This is a genomic window from Paenibacillus donghaensis (assembly GCF_002192415.1).
In the GTDB taxonomy this organism is placed as follows: Bacteria; Bacillota; Bacilli; order Paenibacillales; family Paenibacillaceae; genus Paenibacillus_AQ; species Paenibacillus_AQ donghaensis.
Genome location: NZ_CP021780.1, coordinates 5869365 through 5892421 on the forward strand (window position 1 = coordinate 5869365; position 23057 = coordinate 5892421).

Annotated in this window: 20 protein-coding genes, 1 pseudogene and 1 riboswitch; of the genes and pseudogenes, 7 read left to right on the plus strand and 14 right to left on the minus strand. The window is 47.4% G+C overall.

Features of this window, described 5'->3' with window-relative positions:
* Positions 1-5 precede the first annotated feature (5 nt).
* The 4 genes from B9T62_RS26515 to B9T62_RS26530 all read right to left on the minus strand — a co-directional run bounded on the left by B9T62_RS26515 (position 6) and on the right by B9T62_RS26530 (position 4825).
* Positions 6-1688 carry a glycoside hydrolase family 13 protein gene (locus B9T62_RS26515; protein ID WP_087918027.1) on the minus strand — a complete coding sequence of 561 codons (1683 nt, stop codon included), beginning with the start codon at positions 1686-1688 and terminating at the stop codon, positions 6-8.
* Between the two features lie 31 nt (positions 1689-1719).
* The gene (locus B9T62_RS26520; RefSeq protein WP_087918028.1) at positions 1720-2547 is read right to left on the minus strand and encodes a carbohydrate ABC transporter permease; all 828 of its coding nucleotides are present in this window, start codon (positions 2545-2547) and stop codon (positions 1720-1722) included.
* Positions 2544-3428 carry a carbohydrate ABC transporter permease gene (locus B9T62_RS26525; protein WP_087918029.1) on the minus strand — a complete coding sequence of 295 codons (885 nt, stop codon included), beginning with the start codon at positions 3426-3428 and terminating at the stop codon, positions 2544-2546. Before B9T62_RS26525 ends, B9T62_RS26520 begins: the two co-directional genes overlap by 4 nt.
* A gap of 92 nt (positions 3429-3520) precedes the next feature.
* Positions 3521-4825, minus strand: a complete 1305-nt coding sequence (locus B9T62_RS26530; RefSeq protein WP_087918030.1) for an ABC transporter substrate-binding protein — start codon at positions 4823-4825, stop codon at positions 3521-3523.
* Between the two features lie 236 nt (positions 4826-5061).
* Here B9T62_RS26530 and B9T62_RS26535 point away from each other — a divergent pair, with 236 nt between their 5' ends.
* Positions 5062-6054 carry a LacI family DNA-binding transcriptional regulator gene (locus B9T62_RS26535; RefSeq protein WP_087918031.1) on the plus strand — a complete coding sequence of 331 codons (993 nt, stop codon included), beginning with the start codon at positions 5062-5064 and terminating at the stop codon, positions 6052-6054.
* Between the two features lie 499 nt (positions 6055-6553).
* Here the strand turns inward: B9T62_RS26535 and B9T62_RS26540 are convergent, their stop codons facing one another.
* Both B9T62_RS26540 and B9T62_RS26545 read right to left on the minus strand, forming a co-directional pair.
* Entirely contained in the window at positions 6554-8380 is a 1827-nt protein-coding gene (locus tag B9T62_RS26540; protein ID WP_087918032.1) for an APC family permease, read from the minus strand.
* Positions 8381-9122: 742 nt separating this feature from the next.
* Entirely contained in the window at positions 9123-9527 is a 405-nt protein-coding gene (locus tag B9T62_RS26545) for a P-loop NTPase family protein (RefSeq protein WP_211296357.1), read from the minus strand.
* A 299-nt stretch (positions 9528-9826) separates the two neighbouring features.
* On the opposite strand from B9T62_RS26545, the gene B9T62_RS26550 reads away from it, so the two are divergent.
* The 3 genes from B9T62_RS26550 (at position 9827) to B9T62_RS26560 (ending at position 11875) form a co-directional block, all read left to right on the plus strand.
* Entirely contained in the window at positions 9827-10090 is a 264-nt protein-coding gene (locus tag B9T62_RS26550; RefSeq protein WP_087918033.1) for a CD3324 family protein, read from the plus strand.
* A 190-nt stretch (positions 10091-10280) separates the two neighbouring features.
* Positions 10281-11264 (plus strand): phosphotransferase enzyme family protein, encoded by a 984-nt coding sequence (locus B9T62_RS26555; protein WP_087918034.1) that lies wholly within the window; start codon positions 10281-10283, stop codon positions 11262-11264.
* Positions 11265-11266: 2 nt separating this feature from the next.
* Positions 11267-11875 carry a GNAT family N-acetyltransferase gene (locus B9T62_RS26560; RefSeq protein WP_245864072.1) on the plus strand — a complete coding sequence of 203 codons (609 nt, stop codon included), beginning with the start codon at positions 11267-11269 and terminating at the stop codon, positions 11873-11875.
* Positions 11876-12118: 243 nt separating this feature from the next.
* On the opposite strand, the gene B9T62_RS26565 is transcribed toward B9T62_RS26560, so the two are convergent.
* The 3 genes from B9T62_RS26565 to B9T62_RS26580 form a co-directional block, all read right to left on the minus strand.
* Positions 12119-12949 carry a DUF2785 domain-containing protein gene (locus tag B9T62_RS26565; RefSeq protein WP_087920439.1) on the minus strand — a complete coding sequence of 277 codons (831 nt, stop codon included), beginning with the start codon at positions 12947-12949 and terminating at the stop codon, positions 12119-12121.
* A gap of 476 nt (positions 12950-13425) precedes the next feature.
* Positions 13426-13677 (minus strand): hypothetical protein, encoded by a 252-nt coding sequence (locus B9T62_RS26575; protein ID WP_087918035.1) that lies wholly within the window; start codon positions 13675-13677, stop codon positions 13426-13428.
* A gap of 221 nt (positions 13678-13898) precedes the next feature.
* Positions 13899-14366, minus strand: coding sequence for a C40 family peptidase (locus tag B9T62_RS26580; protein ID WP_087918036.1), 468 nt, complete (start codon positions 14364-14366; stop codon positions 13899-13901).
* A gap of 4 nt (positions 14367-14370) precedes the next feature.
* Positions 14371-14502: riboswitch (cyclic di-AMP (ydaO/yuaA leader) on the minus strand.
* 244 nt (positions 14503-14746) lie between these two features.
* Here B9T62_RS26580 and B9T62_RS26585 point away from each other — a divergent pair.
* Positions 14747-14947 (plus strand): SDR family NAD(P)-dependent oxidoreductase, encoded by a 201-nt coding sequence (locus tag B9T62_RS26585; RefSeq protein ID WP_087918037.1) that lies wholly within the window; start codon positions 14747-14749, stop codon positions 14945-14947.
* Here the strand turns inward: B9T62_RS26585 and B9T62_RS26590 are convergent.
* The 4 genes from B9T62_RS26590 to B9T62_RS26605 form a co-directional block, all read right to left on the minus strand.
* Positions 14926-16494 carry a glycoside hydrolase family 43 protein gene (locus B9T62_RS26590; protein ID WP_087918038.1) on the minus strand — a complete coding sequence of 523 codons (1569 nt, stop codon included), beginning with the start codon at positions 16492-16494 and terminating at the stop codon, positions 14926-14928. The genes B9T62_RS26585 and B9T62_RS26590 overlap by 22 nt on opposite strands.
* A 148-nt stretch (positions 16495-16642) precedes the next feature.
* Positions 16643-17494 (minus strand): carbohydrate ABC transporter permease, encoded by an 852-nt coding sequence (locus tag B9T62_RS26595; protein ID WP_087918039.1) that lies wholly within the window; start codon positions 17492-17494, stop codon positions 16643-16645.
* Positions 17494-18387: a carbohydrate ABC transporter permease gene (locus B9T62_RS26600; protein WP_087918040.1), complete on the minus strand. Its 894-nt coding sequence runs from the start codon at positions 18385-18387 to the stop codon at positions 17494-17496. The genes B9T62_RS26595 and B9T62_RS26600 overlap by 1 nt, the downstream gene beginning before the upstream one ends.
* A 115-nt stretch (positions 18388-18502) precedes the next feature.
* The gene (locus B9T62_RS26605; protein ID WP_157794023.1) at positions 18503-19834 is read right to left on the minus strand and encodes an ABC transporter substrate-binding protein; all 1332 of its coding nucleotides are present in this window, start codon (positions 19832-19834) and stop codon (positions 18503-18505) included.
* A 229-nt stretch (positions 19835-20063) separates the two neighbouring features.
* Here B9T62_RS26605 and B9T62_RS26610 point away from each other — a divergent pair, with 229 nt between their 5' ends.
* On the plus strand, positions 20064-20819 hold the full coding sequence (locus B9T62_RS26610; protein WP_087918042.1) for a response regulator transcription factor: 756 nt from the start codon (positions 20064-20066) through the stop codon (positions 20817-20819).
* On the plus strand, positions 20749-22623 hold the full coding sequence (locus tag B9T62_RS26615) for a cache domain-containing sensor histidine kinase (protein ID WP_087918043.1): 1875 nt from the start codon (positions 20749-20751) through the stop codon (positions 22621-22623). The genes B9T62_RS26610 and B9T62_RS26615 overlap by 71 nt, the downstream gene beginning before the upstream one ends.
* 15 nt (positions 22624-22638) lie before the next feature.
* Here B9T62_RS26615 and B9T62_RS26620 read toward each other — a convergent pair.
* Positions 22639-23047: pseudogene (locus tag B9T62_RS26620) on the minus strand (transposase); the annotation flags it as partial.
* Between the last annotated feature and the right edge of the window lie 10 nt (positions 23048-23057).

A 23057-nucleotide genomic window follows, 5' to 3' on the forward strand; every position in this document is an offset into this window, starting at 1 on the left:
GTCCCCTAGTTAAGTCTGTATACTCTGGCTTCGTACGGTCTCAGCTTCAGCGCGGGAAGCCCGGCTTCCCCGCCCACTTCATAATTGGAGATCAGCACTTCACTTCCGGTGAGGTCAATCCCCTCCGGCAAGGCAAAGGCTGGCTCTTCCTGCGAGAAATTGCAGAGCACCAGCAGCCGCTCCCCGTCCAGTTCACGGGTGAACGCATAAATCTGTTCATCCTGCTCAAGCAGCAGCTGATATTTACCATAGACAATCACAGGATTCTGTTTGCGCAGCTTGATCAGCCGCTTGTAATAATGGTATACCGAGTCCGGGTCAGCAAGGACCGCTTCGGCATTAATCTGCTTGTAATTAGGATTCACTGCAATCCAAGGTTCGCCTGTGGTGAAGCCGGCATGATCTTCCGCCGACCATTGCACCGGTGTCCGGGCATTGTCTCTGCCCCGTTCATGAATTGCATGCATGACCTCATCGCCGCTCATCGTGCCACGCGAGGTGAAATCTTTATAGGCATTCAAGGATTCGATGTCACGGTATTCCTCAATGGACTCAAAGGCGATATTCGTCATTCCGATCTCTTCGCCCTGATAAATATACGGCGTTCCTTTGAGCATATGCAGGCAGGTCGCCAGCATTTTGCCGGAGATCACCCGGAAGGCCTCACTGTCATTCCCGAAGCGCGAAATCGCTCTGGGCTGATCATGGTTGCTCCAGTACAGGCTGTTCCAGCCCTTCTCTTCCAGGCCTTCCTGCCAAGTGGTGACAATCGTCTTCAGGTCGGTCAACTTCCACGGCTGCGGCGACCATTTGCCGTATTCGCCGCTGCCCACATCGACATGCTCGAAGTGGAAGACCATGTTCAGTTCCTCGCGTTCGCTGCCGGTATACAGCTTGGCCTGCTCAACGCCTACATTCGGCATTTCCCCGACGGTGATCGTATCCGCCTTGGACAATACCTCCTGATTCATCTCATGCATGTATTCATGAATCCGCGGCCCGTTGACGAAATACGGATTGCCGTCGCCATACCCGGTTCCGGTCATCTCCCCGTCAGGGAAATTCTGGTCCTTCGAAATGAAGTTCACGACATCCATGCGGAAGCCGTTGACACCCTTGTTCAGCCAGAAGTTCATCATCTCATACACGTCACGGCGCAACTCCGGGTGCTCCCAGTTGAGGTCAGGCTGCTTTTTGCTGAAGAGGTGCAGATAATATTCATCGCTAGCATCATCATATTCCCAGGCGCTTCCGCCAAAGAATGAACCCCAGTTGTTCGGTGCTTCTCCACCCTTGCCTGGACGCCAGATATAATAATCACGTTTGCTGCTGTCCTTGGCTTCACGCGATTCCACGAACCAGGCATGCTCGTCCGAGGTATGGTTGACCACCAGATCCATCATAATTCGGATATCCCGCTTATGGGCCTCTTCCAGCATCTCGTCGAAATCGGCCATCGTGCCGAATTCGTCCATAATCGCCCGATAGTTGCTGATATCGTAGCCGTTATCATCGTTCGGCGATTGGTACACCGGCGACAGCCAGATCACATCGATGCCGAGATCCTGCAGATGATCCAGCTTCTGCGTAATGCCGGGGATATCCCCGATGCCGTCCGCATTGCTGTCATTGAAGCTGCGCGGATAAATTTGATACACAACACTTTCTTTCCACCAGGCGCGGTCCATAGCTTGTCTCTCCTTTAATTAAGGGAATGTGTTATTTCACTGCGCCTTCTACCACACCCCGGATAATCTGGCGCTGCATCACGATATAGAATATGACAACAGGAATCATGGAGAAGACAAGGGCTGCCATGGCGACGCCATAATTCGATGTATATTTTCCAAAGAAATAGAAGGTCGATAAGGGAAGGGTCCGGTCCTCCGGCGATACCAGTACAAGCGATGGAAGCAGGAAGTCGTTCCAGATCCACAGCACGTTCAGGATGGCAATCGTCGTCGTAATCGGTTTTAGAATTGGAAAAATAATCTGCGTAAACAACCGGACCTTGCCGGCTCCGTCAATTAGGGCTGCTTCGTCCATCTCTTTGGGCACCCCTTTGACAAATCCATGGTACATAAAGGTCGACAGACTGATGCCGAAGCCCAGGTAGAAATAGATCAGCGACCACTTGCTGTTCAGCATGTGCAGGTTCCCGAACAGGGACACGAACGGAATCATAATCGCCTGAAACGGAATAATCATCGACGCAATCAGCATCATCAGAATGACGTTGTTCATTCTCCACTTCCATCTCACCAGGAAAAAGGCAAAGCTGGACGAGAAGATCAGAATTAAAATAACTGCCACTATGGTAATCAGCAGGGAATTCAGCAAAGCCGAGGTGAAACCCATGGTGGTGTAGGCTTCACTATAGTTCTTAAAGCTCCACTCCGCAGGAAGCGACAGCGGGCTACGCACAATATCCACCCGGTCCTTGAAGGAATTGACCAGGATCATAAACAGCGGAAACACAAACAAAACCAGCAGCACTATATTCAGAGCGAGAAACAGTGCTTTCTGGGAACGGCTTGTGGTTGTCATGCTTCCACCTCCACTTTCTTCATCATGCTAACTTGCATTATTGCGATAAAAGCAACCACCGCGAACAGAATAAAGGCCTTCGCCTGTCCGGGTCCGAAATTCTGGTACACAAACGCTTCATTATATACATGCATGGCGATCAGCTCGGTGGAGCGGAACGGCCCGCCTTTGGTCAGCGAAAGGTTGGTGTCATACACCATGAAGCTGCGCTGCAGCGTCAGGAACAGGCTGATCGTGAACGCGGGAACCATGAGCGGGATTTTGACACTGAACAGCTGGCGCCAGAACTTGGCTCCATCCAGACTGGCCGCTTCGAGCAAGGAATCCGAGATACCGCCAAGTCCTGCCACATAGATCAGCATCATATAACCGGCATTCTGCCATACACCGACAACAATCAGTGCCCATAATGCTTTGTCCGGGTCACCCAGCCAGGAAGCCGAGAGGAACCCCCAGTCCAGCTGTGTACCTGCATACGTCATAACTCTGGAGAAAATAAACTGCCATACAAAACCGAGAATAATTCCGCCGATCAGATTCGGTGTAAAAAATCCGGCGCGGAAAAAGTTCTGTCCTTTCAGCCCGCTGGTCACCAGCAGGGCCAGTGCGAAAGCGACGACGTTCGTCAGCACCAGCGTAATTAATACATATTTCAGTGTGGTCCACATCGAGGTCCAGAAGACAGGATCAGAGAATGCAGCCGTGTAATTGGACAGTCCCATGAAATCAAAGGACGAGGATGATCCGTTCCAGTTCGTGAAGGTCATGAAGATCCCGATCAGGAAAGGAATCACGATGACGGTTATAAAAGCAAACAAAGGCACAAATCCGAAGATCATAAATACCTTCAGCTTGCTTGAAAATGTTTTTTCGTTATACATGGCAACCTCCAGTCCCTACCCTGATTAGTCAGCCGGGGACAAGCAGTGAATGCTTATCCCCGGCCAGCTAACTTGATGGCATTATCTTTGTCTTATTTCGCTTGGTTCCAGTACGCCTGAATTTCCTTCGTCAGACCTGCTCTGTCTGTTTCACCGGCCAGATATTTCTGCATGGAAGCTGCCATTGCCGGGAAAGCTTCTGGCGGATAATAGGAGTTCATCCATTCCAGTGTCTGTTCAGCATCCGTATAGGACAATACCGATTGGGATACCGGATCAGATGGTTTAGTAGTGAAATTGCTGTATGCCGGCAGGAAGCCGAATTGATTGACGTAATAATCCTGGCCCTTTTCGCTGGACACCATCCAGTTCAGGAAGTCCTTGGAGGCTTGTTGTTCTTCAGGTGTAGATTGGCTGGCATCTACCGTCCAATACTCAGGTACACCTACAGAAATTTTACTGTTGCCGAAGTCTTCGGCATTGTTGCTGACCGGTACGGGAAGGAAACCATATTCGCCATCCGGGTCAATCTCTTTGATCTGGGTATAAGCCCAGTTGCCCATAAACCACATGCCTACTTCACCATCAGCCAGCAGGATTGGGGCATCATCGTATTGTGCAGCCAATGGAGAATCCTTGGCGGAGTTGTATTCCTTCATCAGATCGAACGTGTCCAGCCAGCCATTGAATACCTTGTCAGCAGCCAGATCAACGGAACCACTCTTCAGATCTTCCAGGTATTTCACGCGGTCTGCATGATCCGGTGCTTCATTGGCCATAAATACATTTGTGAAGTGTGCCCCAAGCGACCAATCCACCGGTGAAATGTGGAACGCGCTGACGCCGGAAGCCTTAATTTTGTCAAACAAGGCTTTCAGATCATCCTGTGTCTTGATCGTAGCCGGGTCAAAGCTGCCGCCTACTGCTTTATCCAATACGGATTTGTTGTACAAGAAACCAAAAGCTTCAATCGACATCGGCATACCATATACCTTGCCGTCTTCAGTTACATAATCCAGCGTGCCGCTGTTGGCGTTCTTAACCCATTCCTGGTCGGACAGGTCTGCCAGCTTGTCCTTCATAACTCCGAATTCGCTCAGAAAATGCATGATGTTCGGCGCATTGTTGGATGCATATAGTGTAGTGATCCGTTCGTAGCCATTCTGTCCGGCTGTCGGAATCAGGGATACTTTCACTTTATCTTGCGAACCGTTATATTCCTTCACCATTTCCTCAAACTGCTTGGAAATTTCCTGTTTACCGACCAGCACCGATATCTCTGTCTTGGCGCCGCCTGTGTTGGCATTCCCCTCTGCATTGTTACCGCCTCCGCAAGCAGCCAGCACAGAAACCATCAGAATAACCATCATCGTCATTGAAAACGTTCTCTTCAACATTCTTTTCTTCCTCTCTATGTATGCTTTTGAACACAGCCTATTTTATAGTTAACAGAATATTATGTCAAACGTTTTCACATAATATTATTATATATAACGTGATATAATCATGATAAAATATCGCAATGTTAGCTATATATGTGGTAACGTTATTACATTCCAAAGCAGGATTACCAAGGGATTTTCGTATCAATATCGAATAGATAGTACAGCATTTATGAAATGAGGCTGAAGGTATGGCAGGGATCAAAGATGTGGCCAAGGCGGCAGGCGTTTCGGTAGCCACAGTCTCCAGGGTGATGAACAACCGGGGATATATCAGTAAGGAGACGCGCAGAAAAGTGGAGAAAGCGATGGAGTCGATTGACTACCATCCCAATCAGATTGCCCGGGCGCTGCAGAAGAACCAATCTTATTTCATCGGCATTATTGTACCGGACTCCAACCACCCTTTTTTCTCGGATCTGATCAAATATGTCGAAATGAGCGCCAATGAGCGCAACTATAAATTGCTGGTCTGCAACTCGCTGGATGATCCGGACAAAGAAGCGAAGTATATCAGCATGCTCCGCCAGAATCAGGTCGACGGGATTATTATGTGCAGCCATACGATGGATATCGAGAGCTACCGCAAGGTTCCGTTCCCGATTGTGTCCTTTGACCGCTTCATCTCGTCTACCATCCCCTGTGTGGGATCGGATAACTATCGGGGCGGCGAGCTGGCTACCGAGCACCTGATTGGCCTCGGCTGCAAACGGCTGCTGCACATCTCCGGTCCGCTGGAGCTGGATATTCTGTCCAACCGGCGGCGGGATGCTTTTGTGATTACGTCTATGAAACATGGTGTGGCTTATGACATCATCGAAGGGGCCCACAACAAGCTGACCTTCAACTACTTCTGGACATTCATTCACGAGAACCTTACGCCGGAGCGGCTGCAGGAATATGATGGCATCTTCTGCAGTAACGATCTTGTGGCTTATGCGTTATATTTGTATGCGCAGCAGCATGGCATTGACGTGCCCAGCCAACTGAAGATTATCGGCTATGACTACCACAGCTTCACCCGCATGCTGCAGAATCCCAAGCTGACGACTATCATGCAGCCCAGCGACCGGATCGGCGTCATGCTGACCAACACGCTGATCCAGATGATCGAGAACGCTGACGGCGAGCTGATCAACAATACCACGGTCGATGTTACGCTGGTGAAGGGGGATACGACTTAAGGGGCTTGGTGTGTGATAGAAGTGTGTGTTATAGCTGGGGGGGGACAGACTTAACTGCATTTCGTACACTTAAATCATCCGATTTTACTTGAAATGGGCCAATAAGTGTATTTGGTGCAGTTAAAAATCCCCATTCAGCGATAAAGCAGCGTTTGGAGCAATAATAACTGCGCAGAATGCAGTTAAAGTCCTCAGGAGCGGTTTTTCACCCAAAATAAATGTACAAAATACAGTTAGCAATGAAGCAAGCGTTGGTTACTTAACTAATCGACAGCAGAATACACCCAGCAGCGCTAGTTAGTTTAAGAGCCGCGTTCCCACCGAGTAGCCGCACCAAGTAGAAACGGATGCCGTCCTCTGAAAGAGGCGGCATCCGTTTCTGCGAGAAATAGAAGGATAATTTATGGAGTGAAACCTATAAATTCTTATATTTCAAAAAAGCCGCCTCTCAGCAGCTTTTTTCAGTTAATATCTCAGCCGCAGCTTCATTTCAATGGCCTTATTTCTTCAAATGATAAGGCACGGTGGTGATAATTACATTCCTGCGGTACAGCAGATGGGCGCGCAGCAGCAGACTCGACTGGTTATGGAGAATGTTATGCCAGCCTTTCTTCGGAATAAACTGCGGCACAATGACCGTCACCTGATAGTTCGACTCGCTCGCCTTGCGCTGCACCGTATCAATGAACTTGGTCAGCGGATGAATGATGCTGCGGTAAGGCGAATACAGCGATACGAGGCGGATATCCGGCTGCCATTTCGTCCATTTTTGCTCAAAAACCTGCTCATCTTCTCTTTCAAACGGCACATGAACAGCAATAATCTGGTAAGCAGACAGCGACTTGGCATAATTCAGCGAATTCTCCACCACATGCGTGATGCCCGCCACCGGCACGATAATGATATTACCTTCAATGGGCAGTGCCTTCGTACAGGACGTAATCCGCAACTGGTCCGCGACATCTTCATAATGCTTGTGGATGCGGTGGAACAAGACCAGAATCAGCGGGATAAATACCAGCACAGGCCATACCTGCGTAAATTTGGTCAAAAAGAACATCATCGTCACAATCAGACTGATCAGCGCTCCCGTAGCGTTAATAATCAGCTTCATTACCCAGCCTTCGGGTTTCTTACGGACCCATCTGACGATCATACCGCTCTGGGAGAGCGTGAACGGGATGAACACCCCAACGGCATATAACGGAATTAGATGCTCGGTCCGGCCTTTAAAAACCACGATTAACACAATCGACAGCAGGCCCAGAATCAGAATACCGTTAGAATAACCCAGCCGGTCGCCGCGGATGGTGAACATCCGGGGAATGAATTTGTCTTTGGCCAGGTTGACAGCCAACAGCGGGAAGGCGGAATAACCGGTGTTTGCGGCGAGAATCAGGATTAAAGCCGTAGTGCCCTGGATAAAATAATACATGAAATTACGGCCAAAAATCTGCTCAGCGATATCGGACACCACCGTAACCTCAGGCCGCGGAACAATCCCGTAATAGTATGCCAGGAATACAATGCCCGAGAATAACAAGGCGAGCAGTGAACCCATGGCCAGCAGAGTTTTGGCTGCATTATTCGGGGAAGGCTCCTTGAAATTGGGGATCGCATTCGAGATGGCCTCCACCCCGGTCAGCGCCGAGCTCCCGGAGGAGAAGGCCTTCAGCAGCAGAAACAGACTGATTCCGGCAACCGGTGTACCCAGAGGAGCATGCAGCTCCGCCGATACCTGGCCTGTCAGAATGTTGTAGATACCCACGGCAATCAGCACAAACAGGGCCAACACAAACAGATACACGGGATAAGCCAGCAAGGAAGCCGACTCGGTAACCCCTCTAAGGTTAAGCGTTGTAATTAACAGCACGAAGATGATGGCTATAGGCACATTATAAGCATGCAGGCTTGGAAAAGCGGATGTAATCGCGTCCGTGCCCGCAGACACACTTACCGCAACCGTAAGAATATAGTCGACCAGCAGGGAACCGCCGGCGATCAGTCCGGGGTAGATGCCCAGATTCTCCTTGGAGACCACATAAGCTCCCCCGCCTTGGGGATAGGCGAATATAATTTGCCGGTAAGACAAGATCAGCGCCACCAGCAGCACCAATACTCCGGCTGCAATCGGGATGGAATACCAGAACGCCGCCGCGCTGAGCGTAATCAGTACCAGCAGGATCTGCTCCGGCCCGTAAGCCACCGAGGACAGCGCATCGGACGACAGGATTGCCAGCGCCTTTGTTTTGTTTAGTTTCTGGTCGCCGAGCTGATCTGACTTCAGCGGCCGCCCGATCAGGAATCTTTTGACTGAGGACATCATGAACCTTCACCCACCTTCAAATATAACATTCATAAGTTCACGTACTATAAGTTACCCTTGAGCTATACAGAATAATCCCGGCAAAATTGACCGGAATCCGTCCTGCTACACACCCCATTTATATATCAACAGAAAGTGCCGCTATGCACCCTGGTTATGTTCAGATACAGAAAAATAAACTGGCGATTATCCGCAATAAGGTACAGTCCTTTGGATAGCCAGTTCATTATAGTCCTTTTAACAGGAAAATACAGTTATATTGAGAGAAAAGATTCAGTTGCGAAAGTGCATCCAATTTTATTCCAACGATACCGTTGCTAACGTATCTACTCCTAGGAATCCGCTGGTATAGCCCGTCCAGTTGGGGACTTCACGTTCTCCATCTTGCTCAGCGTTCCGCGAATTCAGATTAGGTGGTTACTCAGCCAAACCTGTAAATATGCAGGTATTTAGCCGATATTAGGCGATTCTGAGCGAATGCCTGCAAATGTGCAGGTTTTGTGCTGTAATTTGCTCCATAGGGGGAATATTAGCTGAAAAAACTGCAGTTTTACAGGAATTTCGACGTTGGCTTAATTGGTGTGCGAAAAACCTGCAGTTTTGCAGGAATTGGCGGCGGCTGCCTGACTGCAGGATAATATCACCGTCAGCATAACAGCAAACAGCCACCGTAAATTCCCCGGCGGCTGGTCTAAGCTAGCTAGTTACTCCTTGCTCAGCTCGCACTGCAACCTCTACTACGCTACTCCTGCAACTGCTTCAATTCATAAAAAACGCCATGCCGGCTCATCAGCTCCTCGAAGCTGCCCACCTCGGCCACCTGCCCGTCCTTCATGACGACAATGCGGTCGGCATTCCTGATCGTGGACAGCCGGTGGGCCACGATGAAGGTGGTCCGCCCGCGGATCAGCTCGGTCAATCGCCTTCTGCACGATGAACTCCGAGATATTGTCCAGCGCTGACGTCGCTTCATCCAGCAGAATAATCTGCGGATCACGGAGCATCGCCCGGCCGAAGGTGATATTGTCGCGGATGGTTCCCGAGAAGAGTACCGTTGTCTGCGGCACACCTGTGTCGACGTCAGCACCTCCGAAATCGAATGGATCGACTCGAAGCCCCGCGCAAACTGCGGATAGACATTCAGCATGCTATTCACGGAAGCCAGGATGGTCGAGAAGAACCCCTGATGAATGTTATAATTGCAGAGACCTGAAGTACATTCTTATCTTTCCTGACACATTGATCACTATCCATGAGGAGGTCCTGTTAATGAACCATTTTCAGGCAAGTTTCTTAAGCCGCTCTATGCAAAGTCTACACTTCAAACAACGGCGGTTGTTTGCATAGAGCTGATACCCGAAATCCGCCGCAGGTAAATCGCTTGTTTGCAGTAGTGACTTTGCTCCCTTACAAAGACTCAAATTCTTTATAAGGAGCGGAGCTATCATGAAATATGTAAATGCAGATCAGGTCTTCCCAGAGCCTCTGCTGAAGGAAATCCAGAAATACGTAAATGGCGGGATGGTGTACATACCAACCGCAGCACCCTTGCGCAAAAAATGGGGGGAGAAGTCCGGAAGCCGCCGTTATTTGAACGAACGGAATGCGGACATCCGGCTGCGGTTCTCCTCCGGAGAATCCATCGACCGGCTCTCTGAGCGGTTTGGCTTATCCGATCACAGTATCAAAAAAATTGTGTATCGCAAGTAGAAATGGCATCGCCGTCCTCTGAAGAGGCGGCAGCCGTTTCTGCCGGAAATAGAAGGCTAAAGAATCAGGTGGAGCTGCATCGGAATCCCCGGTGCGGCTTCTTTTTTGTAAGCAGACTATCGTTCTGAACCATTTATTATATATAACCCTGCTGAATCCTTCACTATAGTAATCATTAGGAGGTGAAGGGATGATAGATGTGCTGAAGGATGCAAGAAATGCCGCATTATCTGCCTTATTACACTATGACTTGGAATGGACTAACATCCGCTTTATTCAGAGTTCAGATACGATCACCTATAAAATAGAGACAAGCAGCACAGGCAGCTACCTGCTGCGGATTCACCGTGAACACTTGACCAAACCGGAAATTTGTTCTGAATTAGTCTGGCTTCAGGCCTTGAATCAGCACGATGCGCTGAAGGTAACGGAAGGTGTATTAGCCCGTAATGGCGAAAGTGTGGTGGAGATCGGCGATGAACAGGGACTGCGGAAGACGAGGGTCACGCTTATGCACTGGATCGATGGCGAACTTGCGGAGGAGCCGCTGTCAGTGGATTGTGTTCAACAGATCGGCAGGCTGACCGCCCGGCTTCATCAGGCAGCTGCTGTTTTCCTGCCGTTGGCCGGATTTGTGCGTCCCACGTATGATGCCAACCATTTTCGCAGACAGATGGTACAGCTGGAGCAGCACTATCCCTGCTTTTTGACAGAGAAAGCCTGGACTAATTATCGGAACGCCGCCGAATTGGTTCTCCAGGAGCTGGGGCTTATGACTCCCACGCCAGCGAATTTCGGTATGATCCACGCTGATCTGCATTTGGGTAATCTGGTGTTTGATCAGGATACCCCATATGCGATTGATTTCGCACGATGTGGATATGGCTATTTCCTATATGATATGGCTGCTGTATTGCTGGGTTTAAGCCCGGCGCAGCGACGGATGCATCTGCTGGGGTATAGCCAGATCAGCGCGCTGGATGATGATTATGTGCAGAGACTGGAGTGTTTTTTCATCATGTGTATGATCGAGAACTACGCACATCATGCCGCCGATCCAAGAGAAACCGCTGATTTGATAGCAGAACAACCTTACGCTCAGGCTTATCTCAGCTGCTTTCTGAGTCACCGTTCCTTTTTGTTTGAACATATCGAACCGTTGCAGGAGGATTAATTATGATGAATGTTAGGGTGAAAGTAACAGACCCCAAGGATGCTTATCTGATCAAAAATATGTATCCGCTCTACCTCCATGACCTGGCTGGACATTACGGGCCTGTGCCCGGACATCTGCCTAACCGCCATAGCATCTTCGAGGACAGCGAGGATTATGTAACGTTGCAGGATCAATATGACGTCCAGAATATCTGGTGGGAGAAGCCCGGCTGCCTGTACCCCCACCTGATTCTGGCAGATGATCTGCCTGTCGGCTTTGCCTTGATCGCCACTCCGCCGCATTGTGCTCCAGGTGTCGATTATTTTGTGAATGATTTCTTTGTGATGAACCCGTTCAGAGGTCAGGGTATCGCGGAAGCGGCGGCAGCCAGCGTGTTCGACAGCTTCAGAGGCAGCTGGCAGCTATTCACCAACCCGTCTGCAAAGAACTCCACCGCCCAAGCTTTCTGGCGCAGAACCGTCTCCAATTATACTCAAGGGCAGTACGAGGAATACCAAGGCAACACTTTTGATGGGGACAAGCTGGTATTCTCGTTTAGTAACCATCACAGCCAGGCTGCGGACCGAGGAGCCGCTATTTCCGCCGATTTAACCCTTTTAGCGGATTAACGGACTCAGAGAGCCCTTATTGTGCCCAAATCAGACCCATTAGCTGCCCAGATCAGCACATAAGGGCCCCTCGGTCCGTTAGCCTCCGAAAACACCCGATATCCAGCAAATAAGAGCTATGAGGTCCGCAACAATCATCCCTGTCCGCTAATGTCATGCTTGTACCGCAATGCTTCCTGTCCACAAGTGTCACTCCGTTTGCTGCAGCTCCCTCCTTAGTCATTTTGAGATGTTCCAGTCTCATCACTTCGTATTCTGTACGGCAAATTTGTTCAATGCAGCTTCGGCAGCAAGCAGCGCGGCTTCAAGAACAGGGCTGCGGGTTCCCTGTACTCTTCTGAAGTAGAGACAGCGGACCAAATTTTTGCTATTCACACGGGCGATTACCTGCTCTCGGCATTTCGGCTGGCTGGCGCATGCGGACAGACCGCCGATCCACTCCACCACCTGCTGCTCCGGTAGCAGTTCCTGCTCCAGCATGGTGTCCACGATGGTAGCGATCCGTTCCTCTTCTTCCTCAGCGAAGGTGGACAGACCATTGTGCAGCATGCCCTGAATAGCCGCAAGAATCTCCAGTTGCACAGATGTGTCACTTTCCGGACATTGCACCAGCTCATCCAGCGCATCTGCCGCATGAGCCGCACTGTGTGCCCAGCCTCCTTCAGCCACATAACCGCGCAGGTCCTTCTCTTCCCGGTAATAACGCAGTAATGCACCCTTCACAGCCAGGAATTCAGCAGGCTTCAGAATTGGCTGCTTCCTGTGGCGCATCAGAATTAAAGCTACCGGCAGCACCGCGAAGGTTCGCGTAAACACAGACGGACTCCCCTCGCTCCCGATCTGATAGAACAGATGCTGCTCATCAGTCAGCGTTCTGAGCAGGATGCGCAGCTCATCGTCCGTGAACTTTTGCTGTTCCATAATCCATTCATAGAAGGTAGGATAGATCAGATTATCGCGCAGCTCCGGCTCCGGGTCCCCGATATATTGCAGCATCAACGTCAGGAAGTCCTGTTCCCGCTCTCCCTCACGCAGGTGGTAGTGCTCGTCTTCGATACGTTGTAGGTCTTGCATCAGCTGTTCTCTGATGTTGCATGAATCCACACGGCTATCGCCCCTTAACTGCTGCACTTTAATGTCACAGCTTTTGGCAACTATCCAGCCATTCAGCCCATAGGAAGAAGATATCACGAAGTATTGATATTGTTCAGCAGTCAGCGTTGACTCCAATTCTTCGAGAGTATCATACATCTTGGGCCAGCCGTAGTTCTTTTGTTTGTTCAGCAGCTCTGTATTCTCTTTGATGAAACTAGGGATTCCATAGGCATCGATATCAAGGATAATACTTCCCGGCAGTTCCCCTTCAAACCAATGGCACAGCACTCCCGAGAAAACAATATCCGTATGCTCCAGCAATTGAGGATAGTCATACCTAGTATGCATAATGATTTGCTCAGCCTCATAATTCACTTCATACGACAGTATTTCATTATCATGCACTTGGGACATCTAATCTGAACCCTCCTGTTCTTTTACCAGCCAACCAAGAGCTAGAAACACCCAATCTTCCGCCGCTCAACCTTGTTGTTCGCCTGTTTATACATGTAATATTCCATATCCGTCAGATTGACCAGTGCCAGCCCTCTTTCTTCAATGACCGGGAGATCCACTTCCGCCTCCAAGAGCAGCAGCTTCAGCCCCTTGGCTTCCCATGAATATCTGTGATAACAAATTTCCGCATATCCCTCCTGCTTTCCTGCTCCAAGTTGTCTTTCGGGGCTAATTCTCTTCCCCTCTGACATTCGCTAGAACATCCCCCAAGGTTCAAACAACCTCTTTTTTTCATTTCAAGCTCCTTATTATCGCCTGTATTAACCACAGGCGTACCCTTCTATTATCGGCAAGTAATTTCTGTTACAACACGCATCCTGTCCAGAATCGAGGGTATTCTCCACAGAAAAACAGAGGTTGTCCCATCAGCCATATCGTGGCTGATGGGACAACCTCTGTTTCTCAACATACACTAATTCACCATACTAAGATAACTCTTTTGATCTACTACACGCCGAGCTGTGACATAACGATCTTTGTAGTATGTATCCGCCAACTTGCTTATTCTAACTCCCTTGCTGCTCGAGGAGTGAGCAAATTGATCATCGCCTAGATAGATGCCCGCATGAGAGATACCCGTACCCAACGTATTAAAAAACACCAAATCTCCTGATCGCAGGTTCTCTTTAGCTACTGGTGTCCCTACTTTGGCTTGAGATTGGGATGTGCGTGGAAGATCCTCCACATTAAACTTTTTCAGAACATACAATATAAATCCGGAACAATCAAACCCTATGGACGTAGTACCCCCCCATAAATACGGGGTTCCCAGTACCTGATTCACTTCACTTTCAAGGTTAACCTCACTTGCAGAGATACTTGGTGCAGCGGTTGTGAACAGAACTGCAGCTCCTAATAAAGATAAGATGACTTTCTTCAGAACCTTGTTCTCCCTTCAATGCCTACGGAGTTAGCTAAGGGTTCGGTTAAAGGTTCCCTATATTCTCTTACTCACAAGAATAATTCACCCGGAAATGGTTCCCCCGTTTTCAAATGAAACTCGGCAGTAGTTAATATTTTGTAACTAATTATACTTTAATAGAACTACAAACATCTGTCAATCTTCTCTCGAATTTCATCTAGTATCATGCCCTGTTAAGGCTTTCTACATAGATTTTCTACTATTTTAGAATTCAATCCTTTTATTCCTATTAAATCCTTTGATAATGTGCATCAGCAAAATAAACAAAAATGTAATAACTATCCTGGATATATTATCCTCAACGTGAATCCTTCTAACAAAAAAGCTTCCCATTTAGTATGGATATCGTGGCATATGAAAAATTCGGAGCATACTCCGCCGCGAAAGCGGGCTTAGAAGCATTAATGAAAACGGTGACCGTGGAAGAAGCTAAGCATGGTATTCTTGTAAACCTATTTGATCCGGGCAATTTGTGCTTAAGATCGTTTGGATCTGTTACAAATCTTTGGATAGCGAATTACTTATTCGACTCCACCTGAAACTGTTTGAAATCTGCATACCCACCTTCGGTGACTTCTGCAATAGCAAATAAACCAAACTTCGCACCTACCCAGCGATCCACACTCGCTTCGAATATTTCTGCGGGAACAGACTCGAAGCTTTCACCATCCATCCTGTAGGCAAAGTCACAATGAGCACCTTCTCGGACGTTTACATAAATATCCACGATGGTACCCTTCATCGGGGTTCGCCATATCACAGATTCCTCCGTCTGGTAACCGACCGTATAGATGAGCTCCCGTTCTTCCGTACCAGCGATCACCTTAGCTGCAAGTCGAGCATGCTGGTAACCAAATACGATTAACCCCGCCTCAGTTCCTCCAAGCATACCGGCAATATCCAGTCGGACAGTCGCTCGAAATGATAGTGCCGGAAATTTTTGTAGCAACAACTGTGGCGCATCATAGAACGTTGTCACATGCTGCGGGAGTCGATCTGCGCACAACCGCAACGTACCTTCGTGCGTCGGCAGTAGCCAGTTCGGTGAAGGATTAGCCTGCCACTGCCATTGCAAGCCAGGCCGTCCTTCAGTAAAATTGTCCGATGTTGCTGGTATCTCAATGGGATAAACAGCGCCAACATCTGGCTTCTGGAAGCAAACCACCGGCTCTCCGATGCCTGCGTTTTGGTTTATGCCCATAAGCGGCCAATTGTCTTCCCATACAACGGGCTGCAAATGAACGATGCGACCGTAAGCATTCTTATCTTGAAAATGAATAAACCAGGATTCTCCATTGATGAGTTCAACCCATCCACCTTGATGGGGCCCGTTTACCGGAGAATCGCCCTGATGAAGTGCAATCCGGTCTTCATAAGGACCGAACGGGAAAGACGCCCGCAGCACGGTCTGCCACCCTTCCGCAACGCCCCCGGCTGGAGCGAAGATATAGTAGTATCCGTTCCGTTTATAGAACTTTGGACCTTCCATCGTTGGATGACCTTCCGGATCGTTGAAAACAATTTCACCTTCGTCCAGTAGTCGTGTACCATCCGGAGACATCCTGCAGACACGAAGCTTGTGTCGGATTCCAGACCGGCTTTCGGCAAACGCATGAATCAGGTAGGCTTGACCGTCATCATCCCAAAGGGGACAGGCATCAATCAATCCCTTTCCTTCATGTACAAGATGAAGCGGTGTCCACTCCCCCGCTGGATGATCTGCAGTCGTCATAAAAATGCCTACGTCGGGATCGCCATAAAAGATCCAAAATTTCTCATCGTGGTAACGAATGCTTGGTGCCCATACACCTTTGCCGTGTTGTACACGGTCATAGTCAGGGAGCGGCATTTGTTTGATGGCATGATTGATAAGACGCCAGTTCACCAAATCCTTGGAATGGAGTATCGGTAAGCCTGGAATATGGCAGAAGCTAGAGGAGGTCATATAAAAATCGTCGTTGACACGAATAACATCCGGATCAGAATAATCTGCGTGCAAGACGGGGTTTATGTACGTTCCGTCACCTTGATCCGATATCCATGGAGCACCAGTTCTAGCAGGTTGTTGTTCTGTGTTCTCACTCATTATTTCGTTTCCTCCTCTAAAACTGCTAACTTTTCAAAATCCATCCTGAACGTGCGGTTGACAACCCGGTCGATCGCTGCAGCGATCATCCCTGAATCCGTCAGTGGTTGCTTCAATTAGAATCCTCCCTTTTGATAGATAGATTCGCTTATCCCTTAATTCCAGTAGTTGCAATTCCTTCCACGAAATATTTTTGTGCCAAGAAGAATATAATCATCGACGGCAATATCGATAGAATCGCCATCGCAATGACTTGATTCCACTCCGTTGCCCCGCCAGTTGCATCTATTGACATCCGCAACGCGAGTGAGATCGGATATTTTTTCACACTGTTTATGAAGACAAGCTGGTTGAAGAAATCGTTCCATGTCCAGATAAACTGGAAGATCGTCGCGGATACCATGGCCGGAATACAGAGCGGAAGTAAGATCTTGAACAGAATTGTTATAGGTCCACAACCATCCATCACGGCGGATTCATCAAGTTCACGCGGCAGCCCGCGGATAAATTGAACCATCATGAAGATGAAAAACGGGAAGCATCCGAACAGTGCCGGCACAATAAACGGCATATAACTGTCAACCCAGCCTAAATTCCGGAAAATTAAATATCGTGGAATCAGAATGACGGTTTGCGGCAGCATAAGCGTCGTAATCATAAGCGCAAAGGCTACGTTCCGGAGCGGGAATGTAAAACGTGCGAACCCGTAACCGACTAGGAGGCTGGACAAAACGGTGAACAAAACCGTTGGTAGAACGAGCATAAAGGTATTAACAAAAAACGTTGAATACGTATACTGGCCAGAACCTGCCCATCCTTTAGCGTAAGAGCTCCAGACAAAGTGATCCGGCCACAAGTCGAGGGATCCAAAAAGATCCGGATTGCTTTTAAATGATGCAAAAAACAACCATAGCAGTGGATAAATCATAACCAGACCGATTAATACGAGTCCGAAGTGTCGTAGTCCATTTTTTGCAAATCGGCGAGTTGTCACATTCATTAGCTCCGTCCCCCATCCTCATAATGAACCCAGTATCTCGATGTGCGGAAAATCAAGAGCGTCACAACAAGAATGAACAAGAACAGTACCCAAGAAACGGCTGAAGCATAGCCCATACGCATTTGCATAAATGCTTCGTCATAAATTTTGAGTCCAATTAGATAGGTTGCTTTCATTGGCCCCCCGTTTGTGACAATAAATGCAGCTGTAAACTCCTGCAGAGCTCCGATCAATTGCATAATCAGATTAAAGAAAATGATTGGCGTCAGCAAAGGTAGTGTAACAGCGGCAAAGGTGCGGAGCTTTCCGGAACCGTCCACTTTAGCCGCGTCATACAATTCCGCTGGTATATTTTTCAATCCTGCGAGGAAAAGCACCATCGAAGTACCAAACTGCCAAACAACAAGTAAACTGATTGTATATAAGGCAACTTTCGGAGAGCCTAACCAGTTGATGCTCGGGATGCCTATCTTACCAAGCAGGGAGTTAACCACCCCCTCATTCATAAACAGAAACCGCCAGAGGAGCGATATGGCTACACTTGCACCAAGAATGGACGGCAAATAATAAACCGTACGGTAAATATTCATCATTCGGCTGTTTTTATTCAGAATAACGGCGATCAATAAAGCAAAAGCAAGCTTAGCCGGAACAGCAACAAATGTATACAGCACTGTTACTCTCATTGACGGGAAAAAATCCTTATCCTTCGTGAATAGCTTCACGTAATTATCTAATCCGATAAATTCACCTATCTTAACAAGACTTGAATCAGTCAATGAATAGTAAAGACTCAGTGCGAGCGGATAAAGTTGAAAACAAAGAAAACCAATAACCCATGGCGAAATAAACAACAAACCCCACAAGGCGTGTTTGACATTTCGATTGCCCAAGTGATCTTCACCTTCCTATTAAGTTTATGTGAAAAGTAGGATATTAAATTTAGCTCGGAAGGCGGCACATGCATGCACATGACCGCCCCCGGTTACATTTTGCAGCTGGAAACGATTACTGCACAGCTTCTTTAAGCTCTTCCAGCTTCTCTTTAATACTGGTGAGAGCTTCAATAGCGCCTTCCTTCGTACTCAACTTTTTATAAATAACTTTTTGGATTGAATCCTCATGCGCCACTCGTAAATTCGCATTATCACTAAGTACGGTTAGCGGCAGCGATTCTTTGGTGCTGGCATATTCTATGGCTTTCTTGATTTCCGGTTGAAGCTTTCCTGACTCACTAAGCGCCTTCAGCGCGACACTTGATGCTGGAATACCGCGCTGGGTATTTAGAATGATTGCCGCTTCCGGGTCATTGACCAGCCAATCCAGAAACTTCGCTGTCTCCCCTTTAGCCTTCGTATTAGCGTTAATTGCAAAGCCAAGACCTGCGGAAAGAGGATTGGAGCTTTGTTTCGCGTCTGGATGTTGCGGAAATGGCCCAATTGAAATTTTCCCGTCGGTAACCGATTGCACATATTTATCATAGCTGTCAGCGTAATCGAACAGCATGCCAATTTCACCCTTAACCCATTTAGGATTCTGATCCATCTTGCCTACAAAAGCAGTGCTGTCGCCGAAAGGCTCAAGGACCCCATTGTCATACAGTTGCATCAAATAGTTGTATGCGCCTTCAAGCTCCTGCTCCGTAAAGTTAGGTGTGTAATCATCATTAATCCATATTTTACCTGTTTGTTGTGTAATGTACGGGATTAAGATTACTTTCTCAATAGTATCGATATCCGCCGACAACAAATACGCTTTACTATCCTGTTCATGTACTTTTCTGCCAACTTCAATCAGGTTTTCCCAAGTCCATACAGTATCCTTCGGTATACCGTATTTATCAAAGAATGCTTCATTGTAAATGGATCCAAAAGCATTTTGACCGGTTGGGATGAATATAAGCTTATCTTTGTATGTCGCGAAGTCACGTAATGCTGATTCAGGGAATGTTGATGTATCTAGTTCCGTCGTTTTCAAATCGAGTAGGAAATCGCCTAATTGATCATTAAAGGCATTGACGTACTGGAATAGATCAGGAGCGGAGTTACCGGCGAATTGTGTAGCCAGCTTCTTCGAATAACCATCAAAACCCATATACTCTGATTCAATCTTTACATTAAGATTCAACTCTTTGTATTTATTGATAGCTTCAAGTGTTGCCTGATGCCTAGCATCGCTGCCCCACCACGCGAAACGAATCGTTACCGGGTCAGTCGTTTTTTCTCCAGCTGAATTGCCTGTAGAACTGTTGTTGTTTCCGTTGTTGCCGCTGCATGCTGCCAACATAAAAGTTATGGCTAAAAGCAGCACCAAAACCCCTTGTATCCGTTTACTGAACAAAATCGTCCCCCCTAATAATTTGTTGTTACTATCGGCGCCAAAGTCATTGTAACACGTACTAATTTGGAGACTAAGGGGTCTAGACTTTTGAAATAACATGTTTTGTTAAGCGCTTTCAATAAAAAGGGTTCTTTCTTTTGGAAAATCCCCATTTCTTTTGAATCCTATCCTGCTCCGTTAACAATTAATGCAAAATAGATTAGAATGAAGAAGAAAGGGGGGCGATAACGTGTACAAATTATTAGTTGTCGATGATAATACAGACACCCGTAAAACACTTTGCAATTCATTTCCGTGGGATCAAGTATCTTTTGAAATTGTGGAGCAAGCGGATAACGGCCAAGAAGCACTCCGATATATATTATCAAATCCCGTTGACGTGGTTCTTTGCGATATTCGTATGCCTCGCATGTCAGGAATAGAGCTTTCCAAGGAGCTTCACAAACGCAATTCACCTACAAAAATTGTATTGCTCAGCGCCTTTCGCGATTTTGAGTATGCCCGAGAGGCGATGTCATATGGTGTTCGGCAATATTTGATCAAACCGGCTAAATATCAAGAAATTATGGACGTTTTCTCCGAACTAAGGGATTCTCTCAATCGCGAGCGTGAGCATATCCCTAACGAGGTTTGTGCTAACCAGGACAGCACAAGTGCTTTATTAAAGCAGATGGATGATCCGATTATAAGCAAGATCGTTAATTATGTTTCGTTGCATTATCGGACTGTCAAGCTGGAGCATGCGGCCATTGCCGTTCATATGAATCCGAGTTATGTCAGTACCTATTTCAAAAAAGCTACGGGTATGAATTTTTCAGAATATGTAATCGCCTTCAAAATGGAAAAAGCAGTCGAACTGCTTCATGAGCATCAGTGGAAAACATTCGAAGTCAGTGAAATGGTGGGGTACGCCAATGTCAAAAACTTCATTCGCACTTTCAAAGAACACTTCGGGAAAACCCCTAGTCAATATCGACGAGCGTAGTGTAGCCAGGAAATTCATTCAACCATCGCTGAGTCGCCGTTTTTTTCTAATCAATTTTTCGAAATTCCTGCTCTTTTGTCTAATTCCTGTACTCATTCTGGGATCGCTTTCTATTTTTATTACAGAGCGATATATCGCAGAAGGCATTGAATCCGATAATGAACAGACTCTCAATCAGTATAGCGATTTTCTACAAATCATTGTTGGCGAGATGGACTCTCTTAGCTTGTCATTCGACCAGGATCCAAAAATCACGATGATGCTAAAGCGTTTACTAACCAAGTCTTCTTTAACTTACAATGAGTGGGAAGCCTTTTTTTACCTGAAAAATGTAATTGATGTTCCTGCTAATTCCAAACCTTACGTCCATTCCATTTACATTTACTATGACAATCCCATGCGTCGGTTCTTGTCTACCCGCGAAGGTTTGACCGATATGGAAACTTTCTTTGATCGTTCATGGCTTGAAACGACGGAAAATCAGAAAAATGACGGTGAGATGAAGACTGCTGTTCGGAACATAAAGGAATTTGATATCAAGAATACCTCTTACTCTGTCATCACTGTTTCAAAGCCTTTTGCTGCCAACAAAGGACGTATTGTTATCAATTTCACCCCAGACTATTTCAAGAAGTCCTTTAACACGCTACGTAAATTTCAGGATCAGACTATCCTCATCACCGATGCGGAGGGAAATCCGATAATGCATTCGGACTTCTCCACATACATGAATACAGCAACAATGGATTACTTATCGCAAGTAGCCGTATCTCGAAGAAATACAACAGTTGCCTTTGAGGAGGACGGGCCTCATTCGTATATTGAGAAGGGACAGCATATCACAATTAAACCAATCCCTCGTCTTGGATGGTACCTTATTACGACTGTTCCAAATACATCTATGTATGGCCCCGTTCGGACGCTGACACTGGTTACCATCCTACTCTCCATTTGCTGCGTCCTGATCAGCACTTTGCTCGCCGTATGGATGACACGCAAAAATTATCGTCAGGTTAACAGTATTATTTCGGCGCTTAACTCAGCTGATTTAAAACACCCAATTGTCGGAAGCGGTAAGCGGGTACGGGACTTATATGAGCTCATTATCCATAACATTCTAGAGTCTTTTTTGCAGCAGCGATATTTAAAAATACAACTATCAGAAAAGAAATACAGGGAGGAGGTCCTCGAACTACGTGCGTTACAATCACAGATGAATCCTCATTTCTTGTCCAATACACTCCATTCAATTTATTGGAAGAGCGTAGAGTTAACACGTTCACCTAACGCTGTAAGCGGGATGATTGAGAGACTGGCAGACATGCTAGAATATGCAGTTCGTACGACTGAGGAATTGGTCACACTGGAGGAAGAACTTCTATATTGCCGTGATTACATCAATATACAGCGGATGTGCCATCCTACCCGTCTTGAGGTCATCTGGGAATCAACAGAAGGATTTGAAGCATATAAAGTGTTGAAGCTTAGTCTGCAGCCGATTATCGAGAATAGTATACAATATGGTCTCGAAGAAGGTGATGTGGATGACTTGCGAATCAAGGTGCGTTTCCGATCGGATAGTTCTTGCTTGAAGGTGACTGTACTGGACAATGGTCCGGGTATCCTACCAGAGCGTCTCGCCGATATCGAATCCAGGTTGACGGCTGAGGAAGAGCCCGCCGCGCATGTTGGACTTACGAACACCTTCCGTAGGCTTGGGCTTAAGTACGGTTCCAATTCACAGCTGCGTATTATTAGTAAGCCTGGTGTTGGAACGGCTGTAACACTTTTTTTCCCGCAGTAGGTCATTAGCCTATTAAGAGACCTCAATACCGTACATATGCTGTAGATGATCTTGGGAATCCCGCGTGCTGACACCTTTGGCGTACAGCGCCACAATCTGCTCCTCGATGCCCGTTACATTCGATTGGTGACATCTTGACGACAAAGGCTCAAACTTCGCCCAAACGGTCTCGAGGGATAACGATTTCCTGCTCGCCGTACTCACTGACTACCGTTTTGCGGCTTTTTCCATTACGACTGTTTGGGGTGAGTTTCGCCTTCACTTCATGCTTTCCATAACCCAAATGGGTATCCATTTCGGCTTCCAGCATCTCCTGAATCGTCTCGGCAAACAGATTCTTTAACGCATTTTGTGCGTCCTGTGCGCTGACTAAGTTGTTTTCCTTAATAAACTCCCGCAGCAGTTGTTTTGTCCAAAGTCCCATGTGTTCTCCC

Bases quoted from the DNA above. Each gene is read 5' to 3' on its own strand.
- B9T62_RS26540 (WP_087918032.1), bottom strand. From the start codon at position 8,380: ATGATGTCCTCAGTCAAAAGATTCCTGATCGGGCGGCCGCTGAAGTCA.
- B9T62_RS26595 (WP_087918039.1), bottom strand. From the start codon at position 17,494: ATGAATGTGACAACTCGCCGATTTGCAAAAAATGGACTACGACACTTC.
- B9T62_RS26585 (WP_087918037.1), top strand. From the start codon at position 14,747: ATGGATATCGTGGCATATGAAAAATTCGGAGCATACTCCGCCGCGAAA.
- B9T62_RS26530 (WP_087918030.1), bottom strand. From the start codon at position 4,825: ATGTTGAAGAGAACGTTTTCAATGACGATGATGGTTATTCTGATGGTT.
- B9T62_RS26545 (WP_211296357.1), bottom strand. From the start codon at position 9,527: ATGCTGAATGTCTATCCGCAGTTTGCGCGGGGCTTCGAGTCGATCCAT.
- B9T62_RS26615 (WP_087918043.1), top strand. From the start codon at position 20,749: ATGTCAAAAACTTCATTCGCACTTTCAAAGAACACTTCGGGAAAACCC.
- B9T62_RS26575 (WP_087918035.1), bottom strand. From the start codon at position 13,677: ATGTCAGAGGGGAAGAGAATTAGCCCCGAAAGACAACTTGGAGCAGGA.
- B9T62_RS26525 (WP_087918029.1), bottom strand. From the start codon at position 3,428: ATGTATAACGAAAAAACATTTTCAAGCAAGCTGAAGGTATTTATGATC.
- B9T62_RS26535 (WP_087918031.1), top strand. From the start codon at position 5,062: ATGGCAGGGATCAAAGATGTGGCCAAGGCGGCAGGCGTTTCGGTAGCC.
- B9T62_RS26520 (WP_087918028.1), bottom strand. From the start codon at position 2,547: ATGACAACCACAAGCCGTTCCCAGAAAGCACTGTTTCTCGCTCTGAAT.
- B9T62_RS26565 (WP_087920439.1), bottom strand. From the start codon at position 12,949: ATGCAAGACCTACAACGTATCGAAGACGAGCACTACCACCTGCGTGAG.
- B9T62_RS26560 (WP_245864072.1), top strand. From the start codon at position 11,267: ATGATGAATGTTAGGGTGAAAGTAACAGACCCCAAGGATGCTTATCTG.
- B9T62_RS26590 (WP_087918038.1), bottom strand. From the start codon at position 16,494: ATGAGTGAGAACACAGAACAACAACCTGCTAGAACTGGTGCTCCATGG.
- B9T62_RS26555 (WP_087918034.1), top strand. From the start codon at position 10,281: ATGATAGATGTGCTGAAGGATGCAAGAAATGCCGCATTATCTGCCTTA.
- B9T62_RS26515 (WP_087918027.1), bottom strand. From the start codon at position 1,688: ATGGACCGCGCCTGGTGGAAAGAAAGTGTTGTGTATCAAATTTATCCG.
- B9T62_RS26550 (WP_087918033.1), top strand. From the start codon at position 9,827: ATGAAATATGTAAATGCAGATCAGGTCTTCCCAGAGCCTCTGCTGAAG.